The following is a 25,377-nucleotide window of genomic DNA, read 5'->3' on the forward strand; positions in this document are numbered from 1 at the left end:
CCTGCCCCAGCGCAAAGCAGGAGATCAGGCCGCCACGGTCAGCACGACCTTGCCCACGTGGCTTCCCTCGTCGAGCCTGGCGTGAGCCTTCGCCGCCTCGGCGAGCGGATAGGTGGAGTCCATGATCACCTTGACCTGGCCCGAAGCCAGAAGCGGCCACACCCTCTCCTTCAGCTCCGCGGCGATCGCCGCCTTGTCCTCGACGGAGCGCGAGCGCAGCGTCGAGCCGGTGTGATGGAGCCGCTTGAGCATGAGGCGGGTGAAGTCGACCTCCGCCTTGGCGCCGCGCAGGAACGCGATCTGGACGATGCGCCCCTCGGTGCCGGCGACGGCGTGGTTCTTGGCGATGTAGTCGCCGCCGACCATGTCGAGGATGACGTCGACGCCCTTGCCCTGGGTGAAGTCCTTCGCCGCCTTCACGAAGTCCTCCTCCCGGTAGTTGATGGCGAGGTCGGCGCCGAGCTGCCGGCACACCTCGCACTTGTCGTTCGAGCCGGCCGTGGTGATCACACGGGCGCCGAAGGCCTTGGCGAGCTGGATGGCCGTGGTGCCGATGCCGCTCGTGCCGCCGTGGACGAGAAACGTCTCTCCCTCCTTCAGAGCCCCGCGCTGGAACACGTTGTGCCAGACCGTGAAGAACGTCTCGCAGACGCCCGCCGCCTCCACGGGCGAGAGGCCCTGAGGCGCGGGAAGCGCGTTCGTCTCGTGCACCACGGCATATTCCGCATAGCCGCCGCCGGCGAGGAGGGCGACGATCTCGGTGCCCTCGGGATAGAGGTTCGCGCCTTCGCCGCGGCCGACGACCGTGCCGAAGATTTCGAGGCCCGGCCATTCGGGGGCGCCCTTGGGCGGAGGGTAGCCGCCGGTCCGCTGGATCACGTCGGGCCGGTTGACCCCGGCCGCCGCCACCTGCACGAGGATCTCGCCGGGGCCCGGTTGCGGCACCGGGCGCTCCTCGATGACGAGCACGTCCGGCCCCCCGGGCTTCCGGATCGCGACGACGTTCATGGTGGTCGGCAGTGCGCTCATGCTCTTCCTCCTTGGCGTGGGTGGGGCCTGCAATAGCCGGGCAAGCGCCGCGCTGACAATGGCAAGGGCCGGCGTCCGCCGTGTCCTCAGTTGGAGCAGCGCGACCGTTCTGGCAATCTTCGTCGCGCCATGGCAGCTCCCGGGAGGGGACGGCGGGAGCGCCGACAGCCGATGGAGGTCGATCGATGAGCCCGGATTGGGACGAAGCCAGGAAGACGGAGCCGAGCCACCGGGTCGGCGAGGATCTGTCGCGTCTCTCGGTCGCGGAGCTGCGCGAACGACTCGACCTGCTGGCGCGAGAGAAGCTGCGGATCGAGGACGAGATGAAGAGGAAGGATCGTTCTCTTGCCGAAGCCGAAGGGGTGTTCGGCGCGAGGGGAGGTGAAGCCTGAAACTTCCTCTGCGGCAACCCCGAAATTAACCATTTGATAATCTTTCCACGGTAAACACAGGGTTATCCAGTCCTCTGGATTCGAGTGGTTTCCTGTCCACTCTGTTTGACGCCTCCCTGTTAACCAAACTGAGCCGTCGTCAAGGCGGCTCTTTCTTTTTGTCTTTCGTTGCGTGGCTTGTTCGCCAATCTTGCGCGGCAAGCGGCCCAGGATTCGCGGGCGGAACATGCGGCACGAAACCTGCAGCGGGTTTCGCAGGACGTGCTCCGCTTGTACCGTATTGGGCCAGAGGCATCGGGTGCGATCTCGGCCGGGTCGAGAGCCGTTCCACCCGGAGACAACGCAGTTCGGAAGACGATCAAGATGACAGGAAACAGCGCCGAGAGCGCCGTCGCGGGCAACATCACCACCATCTCCTTCGCCGAGCGAATGGCCACCTCGGAGGGCTTCGCCACGCTCTTTCGGGAAGGCATGGCACTGCTCGAGGAGACGGCCGACTATCTCGACGGGCCGGGCCGCGACTCCTCGCGCCATCTGAGCCGCCTCGGCAGCCTCGCCTATGCCACCGAGAGCATGAAGCTGACGACCAGGCTGATGCAGGTCGCCTCCTGGCTTCTCCTGCAGCGGGCGGTCAATGACGGCGAGATGTCGCCGGACCAGGCGGCCGAGGAGAAGAGCAAGGTGAGGCTCGAGCAGCCCGAAGACCAGGAGCGTTCGACCGCCTTCGACGAGCTGCCGCAAGAGCTCATGGCGCTCATCGACCGCAGCCTCCGGCTGCAGTCCCGGGTGCGCCATCTCGACCGTCAGCTGAACGCGGCGCCGGCCCCCGCCCGCGCGGCACCGAACGCGGTGACGGCGCAGCTGGCACGCGTGGAGAGCGTGTTCGGCGGCAGTGGAGACTGAGCCTCGCACCCGGCGTCTCTTCCGGGTGCGCACAGGCGAGCGGAACGCCGGTTTTTTCGAGCGGCGGCGCGGATGCGCCGCTTTTTCGTTGGGCGGCCCCGTGCGGCGGAGCGGCGGACAAGAAAAAGCCCCGGGCGATGCCGGGGCCTGTGAGGTCGCGCGCGAGACGGGCTTCTCAGATGAAGCCTTCGAATTTCTTCTTGAACCGGCTGACGCGGCCACCGCGATCGGTGAGCTGCTGGCTGCCGCCCGTCCACGCCGGATGCGTCTTGGGGTCGATGTCGAGGGTGATCGTGTCGCCCTCCGCCCCATAGCAGGAGCGCGTCATGTACTCGGTGCCGTCGGTCATCACCACCTTCACCGTGTGGTAATCCGGATGAATGTCCTTCTTCATCGCTCGCATGCCTTTCGCCGCCGACCCTATCGCTTTGACAGCGCCGCGACCTATTGTGACGTTGACGTGGAATTTGCGAGGGGTATAGCCCGGAACGCCGAGGCAGACAAGACGCCCATGGCTGCGGGACCATCTCCCCGTCGCCCAATCATCGGAAACAGGGACAATCGTGGCTCGCCGCAGAAAAGACAACGCCGCCGCGGAGGATCCGGGGGCGGCAAAACGTCGCTCTCTCAGGCCGCTGCGCATGCTGGCGCCTTATCTCGCACGATACCGTTTCCAGGTCGGCCTCGCCCTCGTCGCGCTGACGACGGCCGCTGCGGCGACGCTGGCCGTGCCCCAGGCCGTCCGGCGCATGATCGACCTCGGATTCGGCGCGGCCGACCCGGAGTTCATCAACCAGTATTTCGGGATGCTGATCATCGTGGTGCTCGTTCTCGCCTTGGCGAGCGCCGCGCGGTTCTATCTCGTCACCTGGCTCGGCGAGCGTGTGGTCGCCGACGTGAGGACGGACGTGTTCGGCCACATCGTCTCGCTCGGGGCCGACTTCTTCGACCGAGGCCGCACGGGCGAGATGCTGTCGCGCCTCACCGCCGACACCACGCAGATCAAGTCGGCCGTCGGCGCCTCGGCCTCGATCGCGCTCCGGAACCTGTTCATGGGCGTCGGCGCGGCGGTGATGATGGTGCTGACGAGCCCGCGGCTCTCGGGGCTCGTGTTCCTTGCCATTCCCTTCATCGTGCTGCCGCTCGTCGGCTTTGGCCGCACGGTGCGCCGCCGCTCGCGGGATGCGCAGGACAGGCTCGCCGAGGCGACCGCCTTCGCAGGAGAGAACATACAGGCGACGCGCACGATCCAGGCCTACAACAACGAGACGCTCGTCGCGGGGCGCTACCGCTCGGCCGTCGAGGACGCCTTCGAGGCGGCGCGTGTCAGCACGCGGGCCCGGGCGATCCTGACGGGAGTCGCCCTGTTCCTCGTTTTCGCGAGCATCGTCGCGGTGTTGTGGTACGGCGCGCGGGACGTGCTCGCGGGCCACATGACGGCCGGCATCCTGTCGCAGTTCGTGCTCTACGCGGTCTTCGCGGCCGGGGCGCTGGGGCAGTTGTCCGAGGTGTGGGGCGAGATTCAGCAGACGGCCGGCGCGGCGGAGCGTCTCGACGAGCTGAAGCGCACGCAGGCATCGATCCAGGCGCCGGCCGAGCCCGTCGCGCTGCCGGTGCCAGCCCGCGGCAGGCTTTCCTTCGAGAACGTCTCATTTGCGTATCCGACGCGCTCGGACGCCCGCACGCTGCACGAGGTCAGCTTCACGGCCCAGCCCGGCAGCACGGTCGCGATCGTCGGGCCGTCGGGAGCGGGCAAGTCGACGCTCTTCCATTTGGCGCTGCGCTACTACGACCCGAGCGCGGGCAGGATCCTGCTGGACGGCGTGCCGCTGCCCGACGCGGATCCGGCGGAGGTGCGCGCTCGCATCGCGCTCGTGCCGCAGGAGCCGGTGCTCTTCTCCGGCACCATCGAGGAGAACATCCGCTACGGTCGCCCGGATGCGACCGGCGAGGAGGTGGCTGCGGCGGCCGCGGCCGCGCGGGTGGACGAGTTCTCGAACCGTCTGGCAAGGGGCCTCATGACCGAGATCGGCGAGCGCGGGATCACGCTGTCCGGCGGGCAGCGGCAGCGCCTGGCGATCGCGCGTGCCGTGCTGCGCGACGCGCCGATCCTGCTCCTGGACGAAGCGACAAGCGCGCTCGATGCGGAAAGCGAGGCGCTGGTTCAGGAGGCCCTCGACCGGCTGATGGAGGGCCGCACCACGCTCGTCATTGCCCATCGCCTCGCGACCGTACTCGGCGCCGACCGGATCCTGGTCATGGACGAGGGGCGCGTCGTGGAGGAGGGCACTCACGAGACGCTGATCCGTCGTGGAGGCCTCTATGCGCGCCTGGCGCGCCTCCAGTTCGAGCAGCGGCGCGGCGCGGACGTGGCGCGCGAGCAGCTCGGCACCGCCGTGTAGCGGTTCAGGCGGCTGAGGGCGGCCGCTTCGGCGCAGGCCGCACCTCGTTGCGCAGGCGCTCGAGGAGGAGTGGAATTTCGCGCGGATGCCGTGCGGGGCTGAACAGGAAACCCTGGACCTCGAGGCAACCCTCCTCCCGAAGCTTCTTGAGCTGGGCCGGCGTTTCCACGCCTTCGGCGGTCGTCGCCATCCCGAGGCTGGCGCCGAGGCCGGCGACGGCTTTCACGATGGCCAGCGAGCCCGCCTCGTCGGGAAGGTCCTGCACGAACGAACGGTCGATTTTGATCTTGTCGAAGGGGAACCTGCGGAGGAAGCTGAGCGAGGAATAGCCGGTTCCGAAGTCGTCCATCGAGATGCGAACGCCCAGCCTGCGAAGCGCGTGCAGCGTCTCGAGCGTCGAGCCGGTGTCCTGCAGCATGACCGTCTCGGTGATTTCGAGCTCGAGGCGCGTGGGGGCGAGGCCCGAGGCTTCCAGAGCGACGACGACGTCGAGGCGGAGGTCGCGACCCCTGAACTGGGCCGGCGAGAGATTGACCGCCAGGCGCAGCTCCTCCGGCCAGGTTGCGGCCTCGCGGCATGCCTCCATCAGCACCCAGGCGCCCATCGGGCCGATCAGGCCGATCTCCTCGCTCAGTGGGATGAAGTCCGCCGGCTGAACCTCGCCGCGCTGGGGATGGTTCCATCGCAGGAGGGCCTCGAACCCCGTCACCTCCCCGGAGGCAATGTCGAGAAGCGGCTGGTAGTGCACTTCCAGCGCCTCCTCCTCGAACGCCCTGCGCAGCTCGACCTCCAGCGCCCGGCGCGCCTGCACCTCGACATCCATCGCCGGTTCGAAGAAGGAGCAGGTGTGTCGGCCATCGGATTTCGCGCGGTAGAGCGCGAGGTCCGCGAGCTTGATGAGCTGGTCGGCGTCGTCGCTGTCGAACGGCGCGACGGCGACACCGATGCTGGTGCCGATGACGACCTGGTGGCCGTCGATGTCGTAGGGCTCGCTCAGCGCGGAGATGATGCGGTCGGCGAGCTTCTTCACGCTGCGCGGCCCCCGTACGCCGCCCTGCAGGATCGCGAACTCGTCGCCGCCGAGCCTCGCGACGAGGTCGGTGTCCCGCGTCTGGGCCCGCAGCCGCTCCGCGACCTGTCGCAGGAGCTGATCGCCGACGGGGTGACCGAGCGTGTCGTTGACGTGCTTGAAGTGATCGAGGTCCAGGCAGAGGATCGCGAGCTGGTGTCCGTCATGGACACGGCCGAGCGCCCGGTCGAGCTCCTCGCGGAAGAGGACCCGGTTCGGCAGATCCGTAAGCCCGTCGTGATGGGCCATGTGGGCGATCTGCGCCTCGATCCGCCGGATCTCGGTGATGTCGTCATGCGTGGCGACCCAGCCGCCGCCTTCCAGGGGGCGGTGGGAGATGGCGATCGAGCGCCCGTCGGCGAGCTGGTGGATCTTGACCGACGGCCGTCGCTCCTCGACCGCCGCGATGCGCTCGCGAAGGTAGCCCTCTGGATCGCTGCCGGCGAAGCTCCCGCTGTCGACGCGGTGCTGCAGCACGTCGAGGAAATGGACCCCCTGCCGCAGGAAGCCGGGATCTATGCCGTAGATCTCTGCGTAGCGGGCGTTCGACACGATCAGCCGCTTGTCGCCGTCGAACATGCAGAGGCCCTGCGACATCTGGTCGAGCGCGGTCCTCATATATTCCGTCCGATCAAGATCCTCCGCGGTTTGCGTCGGTGGAGCGCCGAGATCCGGCGGGCGGCGGTGCCGGGCGATCACAAGTGCCGCCGCGGCGAGCAGGCCGACCGTCGCCCATCCCGCCATCTGCACCGGAGCAGGCGTCGAGCCGGCGGCGAAGAAGCCGGCCGCGACGGTCGCAAGCAAAACGCCCTCCAAGGCGAGTTTCGGCCAGAGTGCGGAGATCGATCTGTATCGCCGTTCCGCCGACACGGCAGCGTCCATCGCATCTTTCCCCCGCTGCGCCCGATTTCGCTGTTCCAGAGGCAGCATCGTGGGCGTCGATGATCGTTCGAGGGGAAGTAGATCACGAGTGGGTTAAATATCGGCCAAAGGTGACGCCTGACTTGTTCAGGTCGAACACTGACGCATAACGCCGGCCTCGTCCCGGGCCGGGTCGACGCCGCGTCACATCTGTAGCCGGATGCGCCGCCCCTCGCGCGCGCTCGCCCGGCCGGCGTCGAGCATGCGCATGAGATCGAGTGCTTCCTGCGGCGTCACCGGAGGGAGAGCGCCCGTTTCGATCGCCGCACGCACGCCGGTGTAGAAGGGGCGGTAGTCGCCTGCCCGTCGCGCCACCGGCTCCTCCCCATGGGCGCCGATCAACGTTCCGTCGGGCGCACCTTCTCCCCAGCCCGGCTGGCCCGGCCGCATACCCGCCTTCAGCTGTCCTTCCTGCGGATCGAGGCCGCGTATCTCGAACGAGCCGGACGTGCCGTGCAGGACGAAGCGGGGAGCCTCGGCCGCGGCGAGGGTCGTCGCGTGCAGGATCACACGCAGCCGGTCATAGTCGAGGACGGCGTGGAGGTAGTCGTCCGTCTGCGCCCCGTCGCGCAGGGACGCGAGGTCGACCGTCATCCCCTCCGGCATGCCGAAGAGCTGCAGCGCCTGGTCCAGGAGATGCGGTCCGAGATCGTACCAGAGGCCGCTTCCGGACCCCGGCCGGTCGCGCCACCGGTCCGGGACGATTGGGCGGAACCGGTCGAAATGCGATTCGAGCTGCACGGGACGGCCGATCCGGCCCGAGGCGATGACGTTGCGGAGTGTCAGGAAATCACTGTCCCACCGGCGGTTCTGGAAGACCGTCAGCGTGAGACCGGACCGCTCGGCCATCCTCAGGAGCCGCTCCGCCTCCCATGCAGACAGAGTGAAGGGCTTTTCGACGACGACATGCTTGCCGGCGCCAAGGGCGGCCTCCGCCAGCGGCGCATGAGTGTCGTTCGGGGTCGTGATGACGACGAGGTCGATTTCGGAATCGCGGCAGAGGGTGAGCGGGTCAGGCAGCACGCGTACGTCCGGCAGCGCCTCGGCGACGGCTTCGGGCCGGATCGATGCGACTGCGGTCAGATCGAGACCGGGCTCGGCGGCGATGAGTGGCGCGTGGAATACCCGCGACGCCATTCCGAATGCGGCGAGCCCGGTGCGCAAGATGCGGTTCGTGTCGGTCGGCATCAGAGGCGGTTCGTCCGGCTGATCGACCCGTCATACCCGAACGGCCGGGCGTTCGGCCACCCTCAGCCGCAGGACCTTACGGGCTTGCCGCCGACCGAGATGCGGACACTGGCCGTGCCGGCGTTGCGAAATCCCAGCCTGTCGGCAGCCGCCCGCGTCACGTCGATAACGCGACCGCCGACGAAGGGGCCTCGATCGTTGATCCGGACGGTGACCGAGCGTCCGTTCTTCAGGTTCTCGACCATCACCTTCGTGCCGAAGGGCAGGCTCCTGTGCGCGGCCGATAGTCCATCAGGGTTGGCAATCTCGCCGCTCGCCGTCTTCTGGCCCGCATGCGAGTACCAAGAGGCGCGACCGCACTGTGCGGCTGCGCTGTCGGTGGCGACGAGGCTCAAGATCAAGGCGGCACCGGCCGCTGCAACGCCTCCGCTCTTCGGAGTCATCCACGCGTCCCTCCACTCTGGTCGTGCCTCGGTGGCTTGACGTCGAAATGGGGCGAGAAGGCGGCCCGAGCGCGGCAGGTCCACCTGGGGCCGCAGGCGTTGCCGGGAGGGCACGGTCATCGGGAGCGGAGACGGGGACTGCGCGCGCGGGAACGGGGAGCCTCAGGCCGACTCCACCTGCGTCGGCGATGTCTCCTTCGCGCGGACCGGACGATGCTGTTGGAACCACTCCAGGCTCGCGCGGCTGCAGCCATGCGGCGAGTATTCGCATCCGATATGTCCGTCATATCCGAGCGCCCGGATCTCGCCGAAGATGTGTTCGAAGTTCAGTTCGCCTTCGTCCGGGCCGCGGCGATCCGGTGGGTTCGCGATCTGGATGTGCCGGATGATGTCCCAGTGTTCGCGCAAGCCGTGCGTGACGTTTCCTTCTGTCATCTGTCGATGATAGATGTCGAACTGCAGCCGGAGGTGCGGGGAGGCGACGGCATCTATCGCGCGCCGCGCGGTTTCGGTGCGGGAGACGAAATAGCCCGGCATGTCGCGGCGGTTGATCGGCTCGATCAGCAGGGTGATCTGCCGACGGCGGGCCTCCTCGGCCGCCTGCGCCAGGTTCTCGACGTAGATGTCCATCGCCCTGTCGGGGTCCGAGGTGGCCGGCAGCACCCCCGCCATCACGTGGATCAGCCGGCAGTCCAGCGCCTCGGCGTATGCGAAGGCCTGTCCCATCGCCTGCTCGAACTCGCGTTGGCGCCCGGGGAGGGCCGCCAGGCCGCGCTCGCCTTCCTCCCAGTTTCCGGGCGGGGCGTTGAGCAGGACGAGCCTGAGCCTGTTGGCCTCCAGCTCCGCCAGGATGGCACCGGGAGTGAGGGCGTAGGGAAACTGGCACTCCACCGCGTCGAAGCCCGCCATGCTTGCCGCGGCGAAACGCGACCGGAAGGGCAGCTCCGTGAAGAGGGTAGAGATGTTCGCCGAGAACTTCAGCATGAGAGCTCACCGGTCAATATGATGACGGGAAGAGAGCGCAGCGAATGCAGTTGTCGAGGTCGCCGGTCGCCTCGACGGCAGATTAGCGCCTTTTCTGGCTAACGAAAGGTTCAAGCGAGCCGGGAACCTGCCGCCGGACGGCATCCAGAGCCGCCGTCTCCGCGTCCTCGACCGCGCCGTCGTTCCTGACCTGCGGCCAATCCTCGGGCACCGAGAGGTGCTCCACCTGTTGCGACACGACCGCCGGTGTGGCGTCCGACGCGTCGCCGGTGCGCACGTCGACCCGGGTGGACAGCGTCGAGCGGTCCGCGTCGATCCACACGCAGGCGAACGGGACCCCGGCATCGCGCGCGGTCTCCGCAATGGCCCGTCGCTCCTCCGGCGTGCCGTGGACGGCGTCCGCCATGGCGGAGAGGCCGGACGAGGCGACGACGCGCGCGCGGACGCGCATCGCGGCATAGACCGCGTCCGAAGCCTCGCGCGTATACGCGGAAGCTGGAAGCCTCTCCATCTCGCCCACCCCGGCAAGCTCCTTGCGGATCTGGTCGCTGCGCAGCACGACGGCGCCCGGCGGCGGTGCGAGATGGGGGGCGATGCGGCGGGCCAGGGTGCTCTTGCCGCTGCCGGAGAAGCCGCCGACGGCCACGATCGTCGGGGCTGCCGGCTCGAGCATGACCGTCGCGACCTGAAGATATCGCCGCGCCTCCTCCAGATGGCTTTCAGCCTCTCCGGGTTCCTTGTCCCTCGATCGGGCGGCTGAGACCTTGGCACGGACCGCCGCGCGCATCGACATGAAGAGCGGAAGGAGGGCCAGCCCCTCGAGGTCGCCGCGGTGCCGGCGGCGGCTGATCCAGCGGTTGAGGACGCGGTTCGCCTCCGCCGCGGCACCCCGCTGCCAGAGGTCCATCAGCAGGAAGGCCAGGTCGTAGAGGACGTCCGTCGTCGCCAGGCGCTCGTCGAACTCGAGCGCGTCGAAGACGACCGGTCTTCCGTCGATCAGCGCGATATTCGCGAGGTGGAGGTCGCCGTGGCAGCGCCGAACCTCCCCCGCGCTGGCCCGGCGCGCGATCAGGGCCGCGTGCCGTCCGAGGGCCTGGCCGGTGCGCGTCCTGAGGCGGACGGCTTCGTCGGCGGGGAAGGCCGCGGCATCCGCCTCGATGTCGGCGAGGTTCGACATCGCCACCCGCTTTACCTGCGCGAGCGCCTCACCGTCGCGGTGGACCTCCGCCTCCGCATGCATCGCCGCCACCGCATCCGTCAGCTCGTCGACGATGTCCGGCTTCAGGCCGTGCCGTTCGATCTCGCGGTCGAGCGTGGCGCTCTGGTCGAACCGGCGCATGTGGACCACCCAGTCGACGGGCTCGCCGCCGCCGCCGATCGACAGTCTCCCGCCGTCGCGCGTGACGGGCAGGCAACCGAGATAGAGTTGCGGCGCCGTCCTGCGGTTCAGCTCGATCTCGCGGCGGCAGACCCGCTCGCGCTCCTCGAGCGACGTGAAGTCGAGGAAGGGAAAGCGCACCGCCTTCTTGAGCTTGTAGGCGTTCTCCCCGGCGAGGAAGACGATCGCGGCATGCGTCTCCACGGTCTCGGGCTCGACCCCGCCATGCGTGGCGCTATCGGAGAGGAACGCAACCGTCTCGCGCTGGTCGTCCCGGTGCTCGTTCTCTGCCATGGCGGATCTCCGTTGACTTCGCTCAAGGCGGACGCGGTGCCGAGCTGGTCTTCTCGCGTCATGATGTGCTGCTGCGATATGTTGGCGTGCGAGATCGCACAAGAGACCGCGAAGAAGACAGACGGAGGGAACGGCCGTGACCGAGACACTGAACCTGCGCCGCGTGCGGCTGAACCTGGCACGGAGCCACGATTTTCCGCATGGAAGCTCGCGTCATGGCTACGAGTTCGTCGCGCCTCTCGATCAGGAGGGGAAGATCGACGCGGGCGCATGGCGCAAGGCGCGTGACCGCTGCCGGGTCCGCCGGTTCTGGGCGGGCGAGCAGGACGATCTCGGCCATCTCGTCCACCGTCCCGGCGGCAGCTGGGCGTTCCACTACGACATAGAGGGCGACGAGGACGACGAGCCCGGCTACCGCTTCGGCGACCACAGCTTCAATCCCGGCGAGTACGTCTCCATCAGGGACGACGAGGGCGAGATGCACACGTTCCAGGTCGCCACCGTCGAGCGGGCGTAGGCGCCGGACCCCTATCGCCATCATGTGCAGGCAGGCCCGCGATCCCATTGCGATCACGGGCATGCTTTCCATCACCCTCAGTCCCGGGCGGGCCGGTCGAGCCGCAGCCTCACCTGGACGACGCCCGGATCCTCGCGGCTGTGGATCTCGGCGAAGCCCAGCTCGCGGCACATGGCGAGCATCGTCTCGTTCTGGCGCAGCACGTCGCCGGTGATCTCCTTGATTCCGTCGGCCCGGGCATAGTCGATGATGAGCTTCATCAGCTCCCAGCCGAGCCCTTTCCCCTTGAGATCGGAGCGCACCATGATCGCGTACTCGCCGCTCACGTGGTCGGCGTCGGCATGGATGCGGACCGCGCCGAGCATCTCTCCCGTCGCCGGCGTCAGCGCCACGAAGGCCATGGCGCGCGCGTAGTCGATCTGCGTCAGGCGTGCGAGGAACCGGTGCGACAGGTCGGGATGCGGCGTGAAGAACCTCAGCCGCATATCCTCGGGCGAGACGCGGGAGAAGAACTCCTCGAAGAGCGGCTCGTCCTCGGGCCGCACGGGGCGCACCTCGACGGCACTTGCGTCCGAGAGCACGATTTCGCGCTCCCACTCGCTGGGATAGGGGCTGATCGAGAAGCGCGGGTTGACGCCATGACGCCCCCGATGCGTCTCCGCCTCCACCCTGATGCGGGAATCGAGCGCCAGCACGCCGTGCTCGTCGGCGAGCAGCGGGTTGATGTCGAGCTCGCGGATCTCCGGCAGGTCCGCCGTCATCTGCGCGATTTTCACGAGGGTGAGGGCGATCCCGTCGAGGTCGGCGGCGGGCTGGTTGCGATAGGCGTTCAGGAGCCGCGAGATGCGGGTCTGCGCGATGAGGTCGCGGGCGAGCGTCAGGTCGAGCGGCGGCAGCGCGAGCGCCTTGTCGCGCAGCGTCTCGACGGCGATCCCGCCGGCCCCGAAGAGGACCATCGGGCCGAACGTCTCGTCGTCCGTGAGGCCGACGATCAGTTCCCGCGCGGCCGGGCGCTCGACCATCGGCTCGACCGTCACGCCCTCGATGTGTGCGGTGGGGACGGCGGCCCGCGCCGCATCGATGACGTCGCGCGCGGCCTGCTCCGCGGCCGCACGGCTCGTCATGCCGAGACGCACGCCGCCGACGTCGCTCTTGTGCTGGATGTCGGGGGAGCGGATCTTCACCGCAACCGCCTCGTGCTCCCGCAGCAGGCGAGCCGCGATGTCGCCGGCCTGCTCGGGCGTGTCCGCGCCCTCGATGCCGATGACGGGCACGTGGTACGCCTCGAAAATGCGACGGCGCTGCCGGGAGGAGAGCCAGCTCTGGCCCCGGCTCAGCGCCTCCGCGATGACGGACCTCGCGGCCTCGACGTTGGGCGTGAACTCCCTCGGCAGGCTCGGAGGCGTCTGCATCAGCGCCTCGAGGGCGGAGGAGTAGCGCACGAGATGCGTGACGCCGCGGACGGCGGCTGTCGGAGATGCGAAATGCGGCACGCCAGCGGCCTCGAAGACGGGTCTGGTGGCGTCCGCGGCCTGCCCGCCGAGCCATGCGGCGAAGACGGGTTTCCTCGGCCACACGTGCCGACCCTGCTCGCGCACCGTCTCTGCGACGGCCTCCGCCGCCGCGCTGCTCGAGGCGAGGGCGGTCGGGCAGTTCATCACGAGGATCGCGTCCGTCGACTTGTCGTTCAGCAGCACCTCGAGGGCGGCCGCGTAGCGATCCGGCCCGGCATCGCCGACGATGTCGACGGGGTTGCCGCGCGACCAGGTCGGGGGAAGCACCGCATCGAGCGCGGCTATCGTGTCGGGCGACAGAGGACTGAGCGTGCCCCGCTCGTCGAGCAGGCGGTCGACCGCGATCACGCCGATACCGCCGCCATTCGTCAGCACGCTCACGCGGTCGCCGCGGAAGGGCTTCACGCGGCTCAGCGTCTCGGCCGCGTCGAAGAGCTCGTCGAGATCGTCGACGCGCAGCAGCCCCGCGCGCCGGAAGGCAGCGTCATAGACTTCGTCGACGCCTGCCAGCGCACCGGTGTGCGAGGCCGCGGCCTTCGCCGCCGCCGCATGCCGCCCGGACTTGATCACGACCACCGGCTTCGAACGGGCGGCCGCGCGGGCGGCGCTCATGAACTTCTTCGGCCGGGTGATCGCCTCGACATAGAGCAGGATCGCCCGCGTGTTCGGGTCCAGCGCGAACCAGTCGAGCAGGTCGCCGAAATCGACCTCGGCCATGTCGCCGAGCGAGACCATGCCGGAGAAGCCGATGCGGCGGTCGTTCGCCCAGTCGATGAGCGTCGTCACGATCGCGCCCGACTGGGAGATAAGAGCGAGGTCCCCCTTCATCGGGCTCGACTGCGCGAACGTCGCATTCATGCCCGTGCCCGGTACCGCCACGCCGAGGCAGTTCGGGCCGACGATCCGCGTGCCGAGTGGCCGGGCCGCGTCGAGCATCGCCTGCTTCAGGGAACCCGGGCCGGAGCCGAGCCCCGCGGTGATGACGACGGCGGAGCGGCACACCTTCTTCGCGAGCGTCTCGATCGTGGAGGGGACGGCCGGCGCGGGTATCGACACGACCGCGCAATCGATCCCGTCAGGCAGGGTCGCCACGCCACGGTGGCATGGGCGGCCGCCGATCTCGTCGTATTTGGGGTTCACGAGATGGAGCTCGCCGGCGAAGCCCGCCTCGGCGAGGTTTCTCACGATGATGCCGCCGACCGCGGAGGGATCGGCGCTCGCACCGACGACGGCGAGGGATCGCGCCCGGAAGAGCGAGTCTAGATTGTGGATGGACATGAGGTCGCGTGGGCTCGGCTCGTGGGCATCTTGATCCCGGATGTTCGGGCTAGGGTCTCACCCGACCATCGTTGCGGGATCAATGTGACATGAGAACGGGCACCGTCATGCTTTCGAGAATGCCGCGCGTCGCGCCCCCGAGCACGATCTCGCGAAGCCGGGAGTGGCTGTAGCCTCCCATCACCATCAGATCGAAGCCGCGATCGGCGGCATTCGACAGGAGAGTGCCGGCGATGTCCTGGGTCGCGTCGAGATGCTGCAACTCCACGTCGAGGTCGTGGCGGGCGAGGGCCTCGGCGAGGTCGGCTCCCGGGTCCTCACCCTTCGCCGTGCCGATGCACCCGACCGTGACGATGCAGACGCGCTTGGCTCGCTTGAGGATGGGCATCGCGTCGTGAACGGCACGCGCGGCCTCACGGCGTCCGTCCCACGCCACCGCGACACAGTCGAGCTTCGCTTCCGAGGGCCCGATATAGGGCACGATGAGAGACGGGCGGCCGGTCTCGAACAGCGCGGTCTCGATGAGGATCTCCCGGATGGGCAGGCGGTCGTCGGGCTCGCGCTGGCCTGTCATGATCAGATCGGAGACGCGGCCCTGAGACGCGAGGATCTGCAGCGCCTCGCCTTCGGTGCACTCGCTGACGCGCACGGCATGGGAAATGCCGGCGCGGTCTGCCTCCTGCCGGAACGCCTCGGCGGCCGCGCGCGCGAGCTTGCGGTTGCTCTCGCGCTGCTGGTCTATCAGCGAGATCGGAACCTCGCCGAGCACGGTCGAGGGCACGAAGGGGTCGAGCGCGAAGAGGAGCCCGGTGACGTGCGCGTCGAACCGCGAGGCGAGCGACAGAGCGTAGCCGATCCTCTGCCGGCCCGTTTCCGTCTGCTCGTCGGCGTCGATATGGAGGAGAATTTCCCTGATGCCCATCGCCCCTGCTCCTGTGCGGCTCGACTTCGGCACGAAGCTTAGCAGGCAGAATGGGAACCGCGTTGATCGCCGTCAATCTAGACGGCGCGGCGCGCGCCGCGCCGTCGCGGGAGAGCCGCCGGTCCTACTTGTCGTGCTCGCCCGGTCGTGTCGTCGACGGCGGGTCGCTGGCGGGGAACGTGTCCTCGAGTTCCTCGTCGAGCTCGTGGTCCTGCTCGCGCTTCTCGCGCTCGCTCTCCTGCGACTTCGCCTTTTCCTTGTCACCGAACATGTTCGCTCCTTCGACTGGCTTTCGGATCGTGCCGAACGGGGCGGCGCGACGCGGGCTTCGAGCCTTCTCGTCTTGAACGCGGGAAGAGCGGAAAAGGTCGCGCGGGCGCCAAAAACGGGTGTCCGCGGGAAAGAGGGCGGCGTAACTCTGGCGGCCGCCGATCACGCGCGAAAGGAGAGACGTGCACAAGGTTCAACCGATGGGAACGGCGGAGTGGACGTTCCTCCTGCTGCTTTCGCTCCTCTGGGGCGGGTCGTTCCTGTTCGCGGGCCTCGCAGTACGGGAGATGGGGCCGCTCACCGTCGTCCTGGGGCGGGTGGCGATCGCGGGCCTTGCTCTTCTCGTGGCGACGAAGCTGCGCGGGTCGAAGGTTGTCGAGCGGCCGCGCGACGTCTTCGACTACGTGGTGATGGCGGTCCTCAACAACGTCATCCCCTTCTCGCTTCTCTTCTGGGCGCTCCAGCATATCGGGCCCGGCCTCGCCGCGATCTTCAACGCGACCACGCCGTTCTTCGCCGTCATCTTCGCGCAGATCCTGACCGACGACGAGAAGATCAACACGGGCAAGGTGATGGGCGTCGTGATCGGCATCTCCGGCGTCGCCACCCTCATCGGAGCGAAGGCGCTGCACGGTGTCGGAGACGAGCTCCTGCCGTCGCTCGCCTGCGTCGGGGCCGCAATCGCCTATGCCGTTTCGAGCATCTGGGCGCGGCGCTTCCGCTCCAAGCCCCTCACCGTGCCGGCGACCGGCCAGCTCCTCTCGGCGACGGTCATCCTCGTCCCGATCGTGGTCGCTGTGGAGCGGCCGTGGCTCGGCGACGTCCCGAGCGGCGTTGCGATCGGCGCTCTTCTCGCGCTGGCGCTCGCCTCCACGGCGCTCGCCTATCTCCTCTACTTCCGCATCCTGCGGACGGCCGGGGCGACGAACCTGACGCTGGTGACGCTTCTCATTCCCGCCAGCGCCTCGGTCCTGGGCGCGTTGTTCCTCGACGAGGCGCTGGGTCCGGAGGCATTCGTCGGTATGGCCCTGATCGCGCTCGGCATCGCAGCGACGGACGGTCGTCCGGCCGCATGGCTCGGTCGCCGCGCCGCGTGACCCGTGGAATCAGGCCCTGATCGCGATCTCGATGCCGTTCGCATCCCGCGGCGGCTGGCTGGGGTAGACGACGGCCTCGCCGCGCAGGATTCGCAGCGCCGTCCATGTGCAGGCTGCCGCATCGAGCACGTCGTCGCCGCCCGCCCCGGCAGGAGGCCGCTCCATCGTTGAGACGATGTCCTGCGGCATGCCCGCCGCGAGGAGAAGTTGCGCGCGCTCCTGGAGGCCGTCGGGGTTGGCGCGGCTCCTGATCTTCTTCGGCAGCGAGGCCGGTCGGCCGCCGTTCATGTGCAGGAAGGACATCTCCGGATGCGTCTCGAACACCCTGGCCCGCAGCTCCGGGCGCGCGACCAGCAGGCCGTCGATCTCGCGAATGCGGGGGAAGAGCATGAAGCACTGCTTCGACACCTTGCGCGGCGGCATGGAGGTCGCGAGGGCCGCGGCGCAGGAGGCGGCGTAGTCGCCGGCGAAGACCGCGCGGCGCGACGGCGTCGAGAAGACGCTCGACTGGCGCGGGCCGAGATGCGGCCGCACCGCCATCTCGCACGCCCTGCCACTGCCCTCGATACGCTCCGGCAGCCCGATCGGCATGTCGACGGAGACGATCGAGGGCGCATCCGGGCCGTCGACGATCTCCTCCAGACGGAGGATGACGCGGAAGTGGAGCGACGTGAGATCCTCCGTCAGCACACAGGCGATCCAGCCGGCGCGGTAGGCGTCGACGCCGGCGACCCACCGCGTCATATCGGCGTGACCACCGCGCTCGTTCGCGGCGACAGGAGAACGTCCTGTGCGTCGGCCAGCACCATCTCGTCGGCATCCCGGCGCGCGGTTTCCTCCAGCACGTCGTGCACGATACCGGCGGCGAGTGCGGCCGCTTCGAGCATGCTCCGCCCGATCGCGATCTCCGAGAGCACGATGCCCGAGAGAAGGTCGCCCGTGCCGTTGACGCGGCAGGGCAGGCGGGCGGTCTCGATCCGCCAGGCGCCGTTCCTCGTCACGAGGAGGTTGCAGATCCGGTCGCGGCTCGTCGCGGGAGCCGAGGTGACGAGCACCGCCGGCACGCTGAGGGCCAGCGCCCGCTCGATCGCCTCCGCCTCGCTCATCTCGAGGGCCCGCGACACGGATGCCGGATCGCTCAGGGCGGCGAGCTCGGTCAGGTTCGGCACGATGATGTCGGCCATCGGCAGGAGGTGCGTCGCGATCTCGCCGTTCACCGCCGGGTCGACATAAAGCTCTCCGTCGTCGCCCATGATCGGATCGACGACGAGCGGTATGGCCGGCTTCAGCGCCCGCGCCTGCGCCACGATGCCGGCGATGTTCACCGCCTGCGGCGCGAGAGCCACGTAGCCGACGAGCACCCCGTCGACCGGGTGCGGCTCGGGGCTTTCCAGCACGTCCGTTCCCATTTCGAAGAGGCCGGTGATCTCGGTCCGCGTCGGGTTCGGCGCGTGTCCGGGATGGTGGGCCAGCACCACGGTCGGCAGCGAGATCACGTCGTGGCCGCGGCGCATCAGCGGAAAGGTGGTGGCCGAATTGCCCACGTGCCCGCGGGCGACCCAGGACGAGATCGTCAGTAGCCTTGCCATTCCTGCCCCCTTCGATGGCGCCGGAGACTCGCACATCGGGCGGCGAGCGGCTAGGCTTCCGCTCACATTCGACCAGCCGACGGATACCAAAGAACGATGATCGACGTCCGCCCGCGCCGCAGCGCGCTCTATCTACCCGGAACGAACGAACGGGCCCTCGAGAAGGCGAAGACGCTGCCGGCCGACGTCGTGATCATCGACCTCGAGGACGCGGTGGCGCCGGAATTGAAGGAAGAGGCGCGGTCACGGGTCTGCGAAGCGGTGAGGGAAGGCGGGTTCGGCGAGCGCGAGGTCGTCATCCGCGTCAACGCGCTCGGCACGCCGTGGGGCCGCGACGACCTGGAGGCCGCCGTCGCGGCGGGACCGTCGGCGGTGCTCGTAACCAAGGTCGGGCGCCCGGAGGATGTCGACGAGGCGCGCGACCTTGCCGAGCGCGGCGGGGCAGGCGAGACCGTCGAGCTCTGGGCGATGATCGAGACGCCGCACGCGATGCTGAACCTGCGCGAGATTGCCGCCAAGGCCGAGGAATCCGGCCCGCGCTTCGGCGCCTTCGTGCTCGGCACGAACGACCTCGCCAAGGAGACAGGCGCGCGGCAGGTGCCCGGCCGGGCGCCGATGCTGCCGTGGATCTCGGCCGCGGTGATCGCCGCGCGCGCCTATGGCCTCGCCGTCCTCGACGGGGTGTGCAACGACTTCCGCAACGGGGAGGCCCTGGTCGCCGAATGCCGCCAGGCGCGGGACATGGGGCTCGACGGCAAGACCCTGATCCATCCCTCGCAGATCGGTCCGGCAAACGAGATCTTCGCGCCGGGCGAGGAGGATCTGGCGGAGGCGAGGGCGATCATCGAGGCCTTCGACCGGCCCGAGAACAAGGGCAAGGGAGCGATCAACCTCGGCGGGCGGATGGTGGAGATCCTCCACGCCGACATCGCCCGGCGGACGCTCGCCCTGCACGAGGTCATCGGGCGGAAGGCGCGATGACCGGCGAGGCGAAATCGTCCGTCGGCCGCTTCTTCGAGGACTTCGCCGTCGGCGAGGTCATCCATCACGCGACGCCGCGAACGATCACGCATGGCGACGTCTCGCTCTACACCGCGCTCACGGGCTCGCGCTTCGCGCTGCCTTCGGGCGACACCTTCGCCCGCGCGGTCGGCTACCCCCGGTCGCCGGTCGACGACCTCCTCGTCTTCCACGTCGTCTTCGGCAGGACGGTCGCGGACATATCGCGCAACGCGATCCTCAATCTCGGCTATGCCGGCTGCCGGTTCCTGAAGGCCGTCTACCCCGGCGACACGTTGACGGCGATTTCCGAGATCATCGGCCTGAAGGAGAGCACGAACGGCCGCTCCGGCGTCGTCTATGTCCGCAGCCAGGGCGTCGACCAGGAGGGCGAGCGGGTGCTCGACTATGTCCGCTGGGTCCTGATCCGCAAGTCCGAGGAAGGCTCGCCGGCGCCGGACCCGCTGGTGCCGGACGTGCCCTCCGCGATCGCGCCGGACGCGCTCGGAGACGCCGTGCCGGAGATCGACGCCGGCGAATGGGACTGGCGCCTGTCGGGCAGCCCCTCGCGCCACGGAGACTATGTCGTCGGCGAGCGCATCGACCATGTCGACGGCATGACGATCGAGGAGGCGGAGCACCAGATGGCTGCTCGCCTCTACCAGAATTCCGCGAAGCTGCACTTCAACCAGATCACGGAGGTCAACGGCCGGTACGGTCGCCGGGTCGTCTATGGCGGCCACGTCATCAGCGTGGCGCGGGCGCTTTCCTTCAACGGCCTGCAGAACGCCTTCCAGATCGCCGCCATCAATCGCGGGCGCCACGTCATGCCCGTCTTCGCGGGCGACACGATCCACGCCTGGAGCGAGGTGCTCGACACGGCATCGCTGCCCGGCCGGGAGGACGTCGGCGCGCTCCGCCTGCGTCTCGTCGCCACCAAGGATCGGCCCTGCTACGACTTCCCCTATGCCGAGCCCGACGGCAGCTACGATCCGAGCGTGGTGCTCGACCTCGACTATTGGGCGGTGCTGCCGCGGTAGGAAGGTGGGTGAATCTCGCTCCGCCGCCTCGCCCTGATGGCATGGTAGCCATGCCTTCGCGCCTGCGAATTGCGTCACCCGGCGGCGCGCGCTAGAAGTGCCGCACGACCGGGCCTCTTCGCCCCCGCCCCGTTCACCGAGATCCAGCGCAGCTTCGATGGCAACGCCCGCACTCGAACAGAAACGTCCCCTTTCGCCGCATCTGTCCGTCTTCCGGCCGATCATCACCATGGTGATGTCGATCGTGCACCGTATCACCGGTGCCGCGCTCTACTTCGGCACGCTGCTTCTCGTCGTCTGGCTCGTCGCCGCGGCGAGCGGGCCGGAAGCCTTCGAGACGGTGCATGGCCTCTACGGCTCGATCCTCGGCCGCATCGTCCTCGCTCTCTACACCTGGACGCTGATCCATCACATGCTGGGCGGCATCCGCCACCTCATCTGGGACTTCCAGCTGGCGATGGATCCGCCGAATGCGAGCCGGCTCGCCTGGGCGACGATCATCGGCTCGGTCACGCTGACGATCCTGATCTGGATCGCGGCTTACATCGTAATGTGAGGCGTCATGGCGAAATCGATCCGCACACCAGGCGCACGCGTTCGTGGGCTCGGCGCAGCCGGCGAGGGAACCGGCCATTTCCTGCTGCAGAGGATGACGGCGGCGTCCAACATCCTGCTCATCCTGTTCTTCATCGGCCTCGTCGTCGCGCTGGCCGGTGAGGACTACCTGACCGTCGTCGCGATCCTCGAGCGGCCGCTCGTCGCGATCCCCTTCCTTCTCGCGATCGTCTCCGTCACGTTGCACATGCGGGTGGGGATGCAGGTGATCATCGAGGACTACGTCCACACCGAGGGGCTGAAGATCCTGGCCGTGATCGGCAACAACTTCTTCGCCGCAGCGATCGCGCTCGCCGCCGTCTTCTCCATTCTCAAGATTTCCTTCGGAGGCTGATGCGCATGGCCCAGAACGGCAGCAACGGTTCCGCACCCGGCGCGAACGGCCGCGCCTATTCCTTCGTCGACCACACCTACGACGTCGTCGTCGTCGGCGCCGGCGGCGCGGGCCTGCGCGCGACGCTCGGCTGCGCCCAGGCGGGCCTCCGCACCGCCTGCATCACCAAGGTCTTCCCCACCCGCTCCCACACCGTGGCCGCGCAGGGCGGCGTCGCCGCCTCGCTCGGCAACATGGGCGAGGACGACTGGCGCTACCACATGTACGACACCGTGAAGGGGTCGGACTGGCTCGGCGACCAGGACTCCATCGAATACCTCGTGAGGAACGCGCCGGCGGCCGTCTACGAACTCGAGCATTTCGGCGTGCCGTTCTCGCGCACCGAGGACGGACGGATCTACCAGCGCCCGTTCGGCGGCATGACGACCCGCTACGGCCAGGGCACCGCGCAGCGCACCTGCGCGGCCGCCGACCGCACCGGCCACGCGATCCTGCACACGCTCTACGGCCAGGCGGTGCGGCACTCGAGCGAGTTCTTCATCGAGTATTTCGCGATCGACCTGATCATGGACGAGGAGGGCGTCTGCCGCGGCGTCGTCGCGCTGTGCATGGACGACGGGACGCTTCACCGCTTCCGCGCCCGCCGCACGATCCTCGCCACCGGCGGCTACGGCCGCGCCTATTTCTCCTGCACCTCCGCCCACACCTGCACCGGCGACGGCAACGCCATGGTGCTGCGCGCCGGCCTGCCGCTGCAGGACATGGAGTTCGTGCAGTTCCACCCCACGGGCATCTACGGCGCGGGCTGCCTCATCACGGAAGGGGCCAGAGGCGAGGGCGGCTACCTCGTGAACTCCGAGGGCGAGCGCTTCATGGAGCGCTATGCGCCCACCGCGAAGGACCTCGCCTCGCGCGACGTCGTCAGCCGCGCCATGACGATCGAGATCCGCGAGGGCAGGGGCGTCGGCCGGAACAACGACCACATCCACCTGCATCTCGACCATCTCGACCCCGCCGTCCTGCACGAGCGGCTGCCGGGCATCTCGGAGTCGGCGAGGATCTTCTCCGGCGTCGACGTGACGAAGGAACCGATCCCCGTGCTGCCGACCGTGCACTACAACATGGGCGGCATCCCGACGAACTTCCACGGCGAGGTTCTGACGTTGAAGGGTGGCGATCCCGACTACGTCGTGCCGGGCCTGATGGCGATCGGCGAAGCGGCTTGCGTCTCCGTCCACGGCGCGAACCGGCTCGGTTCGAATTCGCTCATCGATCTCGTCGTGTTCGGACGCGCGGCGGGGCTGCGCTGCGGCGAGCTTCTGAAGCCCGGCGAGAGCCAGCCCGACCTGCCTTCGGACGCGGGGCAGAACTCGCTCGACCGGCTCGACAGGTTCCGCTACGCCGACGGCGACACGCCGACCGCGAAGCTGCGCCTCGACATGCAGAAGGTCATGCAGACGAACTGCGCCGTGTTCCGCACGGGCGAGATCCTCGAGGAAGGCCACACGCTCATCAACGACGTCTGGCAGGCGGCGCGCGACGTGCGCACGACGGACCGCTCGCTGATCTGGAACACCGACCTGATCGAGACGCTCGAGTTCGACAACCTGATCTGCCAGGCCGTCGTGACGATGGACAGCGCGGTCAATCGTCAGGAGAGCCGAGGCGCGCACGCCCGCGAGGACTTCCCCGACCGCGACGACGCGACGTGGATGAAGCACACGCTCGCCTGGGCCGACACGAACACCCGCGAAGTGACGATCGACTACCGCCCGGTGCACACCTACACGATGTCGAACGACATCGCCTATATCGAGCCGAAGGCGCGGGTGTACTGAGGCTGGTCCCATCGAATGGATCACGTAGGGCCGGCTCCCGGGAGCCGGCCTGCTTCGTTTGTGGGCTTCCGGCCCCGGCGCGACATCGGCTGACGCCGAAGGCGCTTCCTTGCACGTGGCGATAACGTTGAGAACGAGTCTGTCGGTATCGGCTCCTCGGGTCGCGGGTCCCCGGTCTGGCTTTGCGCGGCGACGCAGCAATGGCGCCTTTCACCACAGCAGCAGGCGGCCAACTGCACATTGTTGACAGGCCCACCGTTCCCCAGCATCCTCGCATCTTCACCAGGGGGGTCCCGACAAGGGGCTGAGATTCCGCTGGCCGTTCACGGCAGCGCGGTGACCCTACGAACCTGATCCAGTTCACACTGGCGTAGGGACGGTGCGAATGCCCGGGCGACGGCGCAGCTCATATCGACCGGCATTCTTCCCCGCCTTCGTTTCGGAACTGGGTTTCCATGCGCGAGAGCGAGGGAGCCTCATGTCGCCTGCACGTTCCATTCCCCAAGCCACTCCTCCCCAAGCCACTCCGGCCGTGACGACGGGGCCGCTGCCGGCCTCCGAGAAGGTCTACGTTTCCGGCGCGATCCATCCGGAGATCGCCGTGCCGATGCGTCGGATCTCGGTGCATCCGAGCGCCGGCGAGCCGCCGGTGACGGTGTACGACTCCTCCGGCCCTTACACGGATATGAAGGCGGAGATCGCGATCGACCGCGGTCTTCCTGCCTTTCGCCGCGCCTGGGTCGAGGCTCGCGGCGATGTGGAGACCTATGAGGGGCGTACGGTCCTGCCTGCGGACAACGGGTTCGTGTCGGGGGAGAAGCTGACACCGCCGTTTCCCGTCCCGCGCCGACCTCTGCGCGCGGCGGGCGGCAAGGCGGTGACGCAGCTCGCCTATGCGCGCGCCGGCATCGTGACACCCGAGATGGAATATGTCGCGATCCGCGAGAACCTCGGTCGCCAGGCGGCACCGGAAGGCTTCCAGCGCGACGGCGAGAGCTTCGGCGCCGCCATCCCGGATTTCGTGACGCCCGAGTTCGTACGCGAGGAGGTGGCGCGGGGCCGCGCGATCATCCCGGCCAACATCAATCATCCCGAAGCCGAACCGATGGTGATCGGGCGTAGCTTCCTCGTGAAGATCAACGCCAATATCGGTAACTCGGCGGTGACATCCTCGATGGCCGAGGAGGTCGACAAGATGGTCTGGGCGATCCGCTGGGGCGCCGACACGGTGATGGACCTCTCGACCGGGCGCAATATCCACAACATTCGCGACTGGATCCTGCGCAACTCGCCGGTGCCGATCGGGACGGTGCCGCTCTACCAGGCATTGGAGAAGGTCGGCGGCGTCGCCGAGGATCTGACGTGGGAGATCTACCGCGACACGCTAATCGAGCAGGCCGAGCAGGGGGTCGACTATTTCACGATCCATGCCGGCGTGCGGCTCGCGCATATTCCGCTGACGGTGGACCGCGTCACCGGCATCGTGTCGCGCGGCGGCTCGATCATGGCCAAGTGGTGCCTGCACCATCATCGCGAGAGCTTCCTCTACGAGCATTTTGCCGAGATCTGCGAGATCTGCAGGGCCTACGACGTGTCCTTCTCGCTCGGCGACGGGCTGCGCCCCGGCTCTATCTCTGATGCCAACGACGCGGCGCAATTCGCCGAGCTCGGGACGCTTGGCGAGCTCACGCAGATTGCATGGGCCCACGACTGCCAAGTGATGATCGAGGGCCCCGGCCATGTGCCGATGCACAAGATCAAGGAGAACATGGACAAGCAGCTCGCCGTCTGTGGCGAAGCGCCCTTCTACACGCTCGGCCCCCTCACCACGGACATCGCGCCGGGATACGACCACATCACGTCAGGCATCGGCGCTGCGATGATCGGCTGGTTCGGAACGGCCATGCTCTGCTACGTGACGCCAAAGGAACATCTCGGCCTTCCCGACCGCGACGACGTGAAGACGGGCGTCATCACGTACAAGATCGCAGCGCATACCGCCGACCTGGCCAAGGGGCATCCTGCGGCGAAGATCCGCGACGATGCGCTGAGCCGCGCGCGCTTCGAGTTCCGCTGGGAGGATCAGTTCAACCTTTCGCTCGACCCCGAAACGGCGCGCAGCTTCCACGACGAGACGTTGCCGAAGGAGGCACACAAGGTCGCCCATTTCTGCTCCATGTGCGGCCCGAAGTTCTGCTCCATGAAGATCAGCCACGACATTCGCGAGGAGGCGCGGGCGCAGAGGGGCATGGCCGACATGGCCCAGCGTTACCGAGAGGGCGGAGACATCTACATGCCTGTCCGCGAGGTGAAGTAGACGACGCGAAGGCTGTCCGCGAGAGGATCGCGGACAGCCTTGGG

General features: G+C 68.4%; 23 protein-coding genes and 1 riboswitch. Of the genes, 11 read left to right on the forward strand and 12 right to left on the reverse strand.

What is annotated here, in order from left to right; genetic code table 11:
- Positions 1 to 24 precede the first annotated feature (24 nt).
- Positions 25 to 1,029, reverse strand: coding sequence for an NAD(P)H-quinone oxidoreductase (locus N177_RS04720; protein WP_023431103.1), 1,005 nt, complete (start codon positions 1,027 to 1,029; stop codon positions 25 to 27).
- 185 nt (positions 1,030 to 1,214) lie between these two features.
- On the opposite strand from N177_RS04720, the gene N177_RS04725 reads away from it, so the two are divergent.
- A complete protein-coding gene (locus tag N177_RS04725; RefSeq protein ID WP_023431104.1) occupies positions 1,215 to 1,421 on the forward strand; it encodes a DUF1192 domain-containing protein in 207 nt (68 codons plus the stop codon).
- 363 nt (positions 1,422 to 1,784) lie between these two features.
- Complete coding sequence (gene rcdA / locus N177_RS04730) at positions 1,785 to 2,324, forward strand: protease adaptor protein RcdA (protein WP_023431105.1); 540 nt, start codon at positions 1,785 to 1,787, stop codon at positions 2,322 to 2,324.
- Positions 2,325 to 2,499: 175 nt separating this feature from the next.
- Here the strand turns inward: rcdA and rpmE are convergent, their stop codons facing one another.
- Positions 2,500 to 2,718 (reverse strand): 50S ribosomal protein L31, encoded by a 219-nt coding sequence (gene rpmE, locus N177_RS04735; protein ID WP_023431106.1) that lies wholly within the window; start codon positions 2,716 to 2,718, stop codon positions 2,500 to 2,502.
- Positions 2,719 to 2,884: 166 nt separating this feature from the next.
- Between rpmE and N177_RS04740 the strand changes: the two genes are divergently transcribed.
- A complete protein-coding gene (locus N177_RS04740) occupies positions 2,885 to 4,726 on the forward strand; it encodes an ABC transporter transmembrane domain-containing protein (protein ID WP_425280791.1) in 1,842 nt (613 codons plus the stop codon).
- Between the two features lie 4 nt (positions 4,727 to 4,730).
- Here the strand turns inward: N177_RS04740 and N177_RS04745 are convergent, their stop codons facing one another.
- The 5 genes from N177_RS04745 to N177_RS04765 form a co-directional block, all read right to left on the reverse strand.
- Positions 4,731 to 6,599: a putative bifunctional diguanylate cyclase/phosphodiesterase gene (locus N177_RS04745; RefSeq protein WP_200863365.1), complete on the reverse strand. Its 1,869-nt coding sequence runs from the start codon at positions 6,597 to 6,599 to the stop codon at positions 4,731 to 4,733.
- A 261-nt stretch (positions 6,600 to 6,860) separates the two neighbouring features.
- Positions 6,861 to 7,904 (reverse strand): oxidoreductase, encoded by a 1,044-nt coding sequence (locus tag N177_RS04750; protein ID WP_023431109.1) that lies wholly within the window; start codon positions 7,902 to 7,904, stop codon positions 6,861 to 6,863.
- Positions 7,905 to 7,966: 62 nt separating this feature from the next.
- Complete coding sequence (locus N177_RS04755; protein WP_023431110.1) at positions 7,967 to 8,347, reverse strand: septal ring lytic transglycosylase RlpA family protein; 381 nt, start codon at positions 8,345 to 8,347, stop codon at positions 7,967 to 7,969.
- Positions 8,348 to 8,509: 162 nt separating this feature from the next.
- Positions 8,510 to 9,331 (reverse strand): hydroxypyruvate isomerase family protein, encoded by an 822-nt coding sequence (locus tag N177_RS04760; RefSeq protein WP_023431111.1) that lies wholly within the window; start codon positions 9,329 to 9,331, stop codon positions 8,510 to 8,512.
- A gap of 82 nt (positions 9,332 to 9,413) precedes the next feature.
- Entirely contained in the window at positions 9,414 to 11,003 is a 1,590-nt protein-coding gene (locus tag N177_RS04765) for a bifunctional aminoglycoside phosphotransferase/ATP-binding protein (RefSeq protein ID WP_023431112.1), read from the reverse strand.
- Positions 11,004 to 11,139: 136 nt separating this feature from the next.
- Here N177_RS04765 and N177_RS04770 point away from each other — a divergent pair, with 136 nt between their 5' ends.
- On the forward strand, positions 11,140 to 11,520 hold the full coding sequence (locus N177_RS04770) for a hypothetical protein (protein WP_023431113.1): 381 nt from the start codon (positions 11,140 to 11,142) through the stop codon (positions 11,518 to 11,520).
- A gap of 77 nt (positions 11,521 to 11,597) precedes the next feature.
- Here N177_RS04770 and N177_RS04775 read toward each other — a convergent pair whose 3' ends face one another.
- The 3 genes from N177_RS04775 to N177_RS21825 all read right to left on the reverse strand — a co-directional run bounded on the left by N177_RS04775 (position 11,598) and on the right by N177_RS21825 (position 15,505).
- Positions 11,598 to 14,312: a bifunctional acetate--CoA ligase family protein/GNAT family N-acetyltransferase gene (locus N177_RS04775; RefSeq protein ID WP_023431114.1), complete on the reverse strand. Its 2,715-nt coding sequence runs from the start codon at positions 14,310 to 14,312 to the stop codon at positions 11,598 to 11,600.
- Positions 14,313 to 14,391: 79 nt separating this feature from the next.
- A complete protein-coding gene (locus tag N177_RS04780) occupies positions 14,392 to 15,234 on the reverse strand; it encodes a universal stress protein (RefSeq protein ID WP_023431115.1) in 843 nt (280 codons plus the stop codon).
- 124 nt (positions 15,235 to 15,358) lie between these two features.
- Positions 15,359 to 15,505, reverse strand: a complete 147-nt coding sequence (locus N177_RS21825; protein ID WP_023431116.1) for a hypothetical protein — start codon at positions 15,503 to 15,505, stop codon at positions 15,359 to 15,361.
- 181 nt (positions 15,506 to 15,686) lie between these two features.
- Here N177_RS21825 and N177_RS04785 point away from each other — a divergent pair, with 181 nt between their 5' ends.
- A complete protein-coding gene (locus N177_RS04785; protein WP_023431117.1) occupies positions 15,687 to 16,601 on the forward strand; it encodes a DMT family transporter in 915 nt (304 codons plus the stop codon).
- A 9-nt stretch (positions 16,602 to 16,610) separates the two neighbouring features.
- Here N177_RS04785 and N177_RS04790 read toward each other — a convergent pair whose 3' ends face one another.
- Together N177_RS04790 and N177_RS04795 are read right to left on the reverse strand one after the other, a co-directional pair.
- A complete protein-coding gene (locus N177_RS04790) occupies positions 16,611 to 17,345 on the reverse strand; it encodes a DUF429 domain-containing protein (RefSeq protein ID WP_023431118.1) in 735 nt (244 codons plus the stop codon).
- Positions 17,342 to 18,190, reverse strand: a complete 849-nt coding sequence (locus tag N177_RS04795; RefSeq protein ID WP_023431119.1) for a bifunctional hydroxymethylpyrimidine kinase/phosphomethylpyrimidine kinase — start codon at positions 18,188 to 18,190, stop codon at positions 17,342 to 17,344. Before N177_RS04795 ends, N177_RS04790 begins: the two co-directional genes overlap by 4 nt.
- 96 nt (positions 18,191 to 18,286) lie before the next feature.
- Here N177_RS04795 and N177_RS04800 point away from each other — a divergent pair, with 96 nt between their 5' ends.
- The 6 genes from N177_RS04800 (at position 18,287) to thiC (ending at position 25,333) form a co-directional block, all read left to right on the forward strand.
- Entirely contained in the window at positions 18,287 to 19,171 is an 885-nt protein-coding gene (locus N177_RS04800; protein ID WP_023431120.1) for an HpcH/HpaI aldolase/citrate lyase family protein, read from the forward strand.
- Positions 19,168 to 20,229: a MaoC family dehydratase gene (locus N177_RS04805; RefSeq protein WP_023431121.1), complete on the forward strand. Its 1,062-nt coding sequence runs from the start codon at positions 19,168 to 19,170 to the stop codon at positions 20,227 to 20,229. The genes N177_RS04800 and N177_RS04805 overlap by 4 nt, the downstream gene beginning before the upstream one ends.
- Positions 20,230 to 20,386: 157 nt before the next feature.
- Positions 20,387 to 20,785, forward strand: coding sequence for a succinate dehydrogenase, cytochrome b556 subunit (gene sdhC / locus N177_RS04810; RefSeq protein WP_023431122.1), 399 nt, complete (start codon positions 20,387 to 20,389; stop codon positions 20,783 to 20,785).
- Positions 20,786 to 20,791: 6 nt separating this feature from the next.
- Entirely contained in the window at positions 20,792 to 21,178 is a 387-nt protein-coding gene (gene sdhD / locus N177_RS04815) for a succinate dehydrogenase, hydrophobic membrane anchor protein (RefSeq protein WP_023431123.1), read from the forward strand.
- A 5-nt stretch (positions 21,179 to 21,183) separates the two neighbouring features.
- Positions 21,184 to 23,016 (forward strand): succinate dehydrogenase flavoprotein subunit, encoded by a 1,833-nt coding sequence (gene sdhA, locus N177_RS04820; RefSeq protein ID WP_040485178.1) that lies wholly within the window; start codon positions 21,184 to 21,186, stop codon positions 23,014 to 23,016.
- Between the two features lie 274 nt (positions 23,017 to 23,290).
- Positions 23,291 to 23,411, forward strand: a riboswitch (TPP riboswitch).
- A gap of 83 nt (positions 23,412 to 23,494) precedes the next feature.
- The gene (gene thiC / locus N177_RS04825) at positions 23,495 to 25,333 is read left to right on the forward strand and encodes a phosphomethylpyrimidine synthase ThiC (protein ID WP_023431125.1); all 1,839 of its coding nucleotides are present in this window, start codon (positions 23,495 to 23,497) and stop codon (positions 25,331 to 25,333) included.
- Positions 25,334 to 25,377: the final 44 nt, after the last annotated feature.

The organism is Lutibaculum baratangense AMV1, from assembly GCF_000496075.1.
Lineage (GTDB): Bacteria > Pseudomonadota > Alphaproteobacteria > Rhizobiales > Tepidamorphaceae > Lutibaculum > Lutibaculum baratangense.

Coding starts and splice junctions, on each gene's coding strand:
- N177_RS04725 (WP_023431104.1), top strand. CDS start 1,215: ATGAGCCCGGATTGGGACGAAGCCAGGAAGACGGAGCCGAGCCACCGG.
- rcdA (WP_023431105.1), top strand. CDS start 1,785: ATGACAGGAAACAGCGCCGAGAGCGCCGTCGCGGGCAACATCACCACC.
- N177_RS04720 (WP_023431103.1), bottom strand. CDS start 1,029: ATGAGCGCACTGCCGACCACCATGAACGTCGTCGCGATCCGGAAGCCC.
- N177_RS04775 (WP_023431114.1), bottom strand. CDS start 14,312: ATGTCCATCCACAATCTAGACTCGCTCTTCCGGGCGCGATCCCTCGCC.
- N177_RS04795 (WP_023431119.1), bottom strand. CDS start 18,190: ATGGCAAGGCTACTGACGATCTCGTCCTGGGTCGCCCGCGGGCACGTG.
- N177_RS04780 (WP_023431115.1), bottom strand. CDS start 15,234: ATGGGCATCAGGGAAATTCTCCTCCATATCGACGCCGACGAGCAGACG.
- N177_RS04790 (WP_023431118.1), bottom strand. CDS start 17,345: ATGACGCGGTGGGTCGCCGGCGTCGACGCCTACCGCGCCGGCTGGATC.
- N177_RS04750 (WP_023431109.1), bottom strand. CDS start 7,904: ATGCCGACCGACACGAACCGCATCTTGCGCACCGGGCTCGCCGCATTC.
- thiC (WP_023431125.1), top strand. CDS start 23,495: ATGTCGCCTGCACGTTCCATTCCCCAAGCCACTCCTCCCCAAGCCACT.
- N177_RS21825 (WP_023431116.1), bottom strand. CDS start 15,505: ATGTTCGGTGACAAGGAAAAGGCGAAGTCGCAGGAGAGCGAGCGCGAG.
- sdhC (WP_023431122.1), top strand. CDS start 20,387: ATGGCAACGCCCGCACTCGAACAGAAACGTCCCCTTTCGCCGCATCTG.
- N177_RS04800 (WP_023431120.1), top strand. CDS start 18,287: ATGATCGACGTCCGCCCGCGCCGCAGCGCGCTCTATCTACCCGGAACG.
- N177_RS04760 (WP_023431111.1), bottom strand. CDS start 9,331: ATGCTGAAGTTCTCGGCGAACATCTCTACCCTCTTCACGGAGCTGCCC.
- sdhD (WP_023431123.1), top strand. CDS start 20,792: ATGGCGAAATCGATCCGCACACCAGGCGCACGCGTTCGTGGGCTCGGC.
- N177_RS04755 (WP_023431110.1), bottom strand. CDS start 8,347: ATGACTCCGAAGAGCGGAGGCGTTGCAGCGGCCGGTGCCGCCTTGATC.
- N177_RS04765 (WP_023431112.1), bottom strand. CDS start 11,003: ATGGCAGAGAACGAGCACCGGGACGACCAGCGCGAGACGGTTGCGTTC.
- N177_RS04805 (WP_023431121.1), top strand. CDS start 19,168: ATGACCGGCGAGGCGAAATCGTCCGTCGGCCGCTTCTTCGAGGACTTC.
- rpmE (WP_023431106.1), bottom strand. CDS start 2,718: ATGAAGAAGGACATTCATCCGGATTACCACACGGTGAAGGTGGTGATG.
- sdhA (WP_040485178.1), top strand. CDS start 21,184: ATGGCCCAGAACGGCAGCAACGGTTCCGCACCCGGCGCGAACGGCCGC.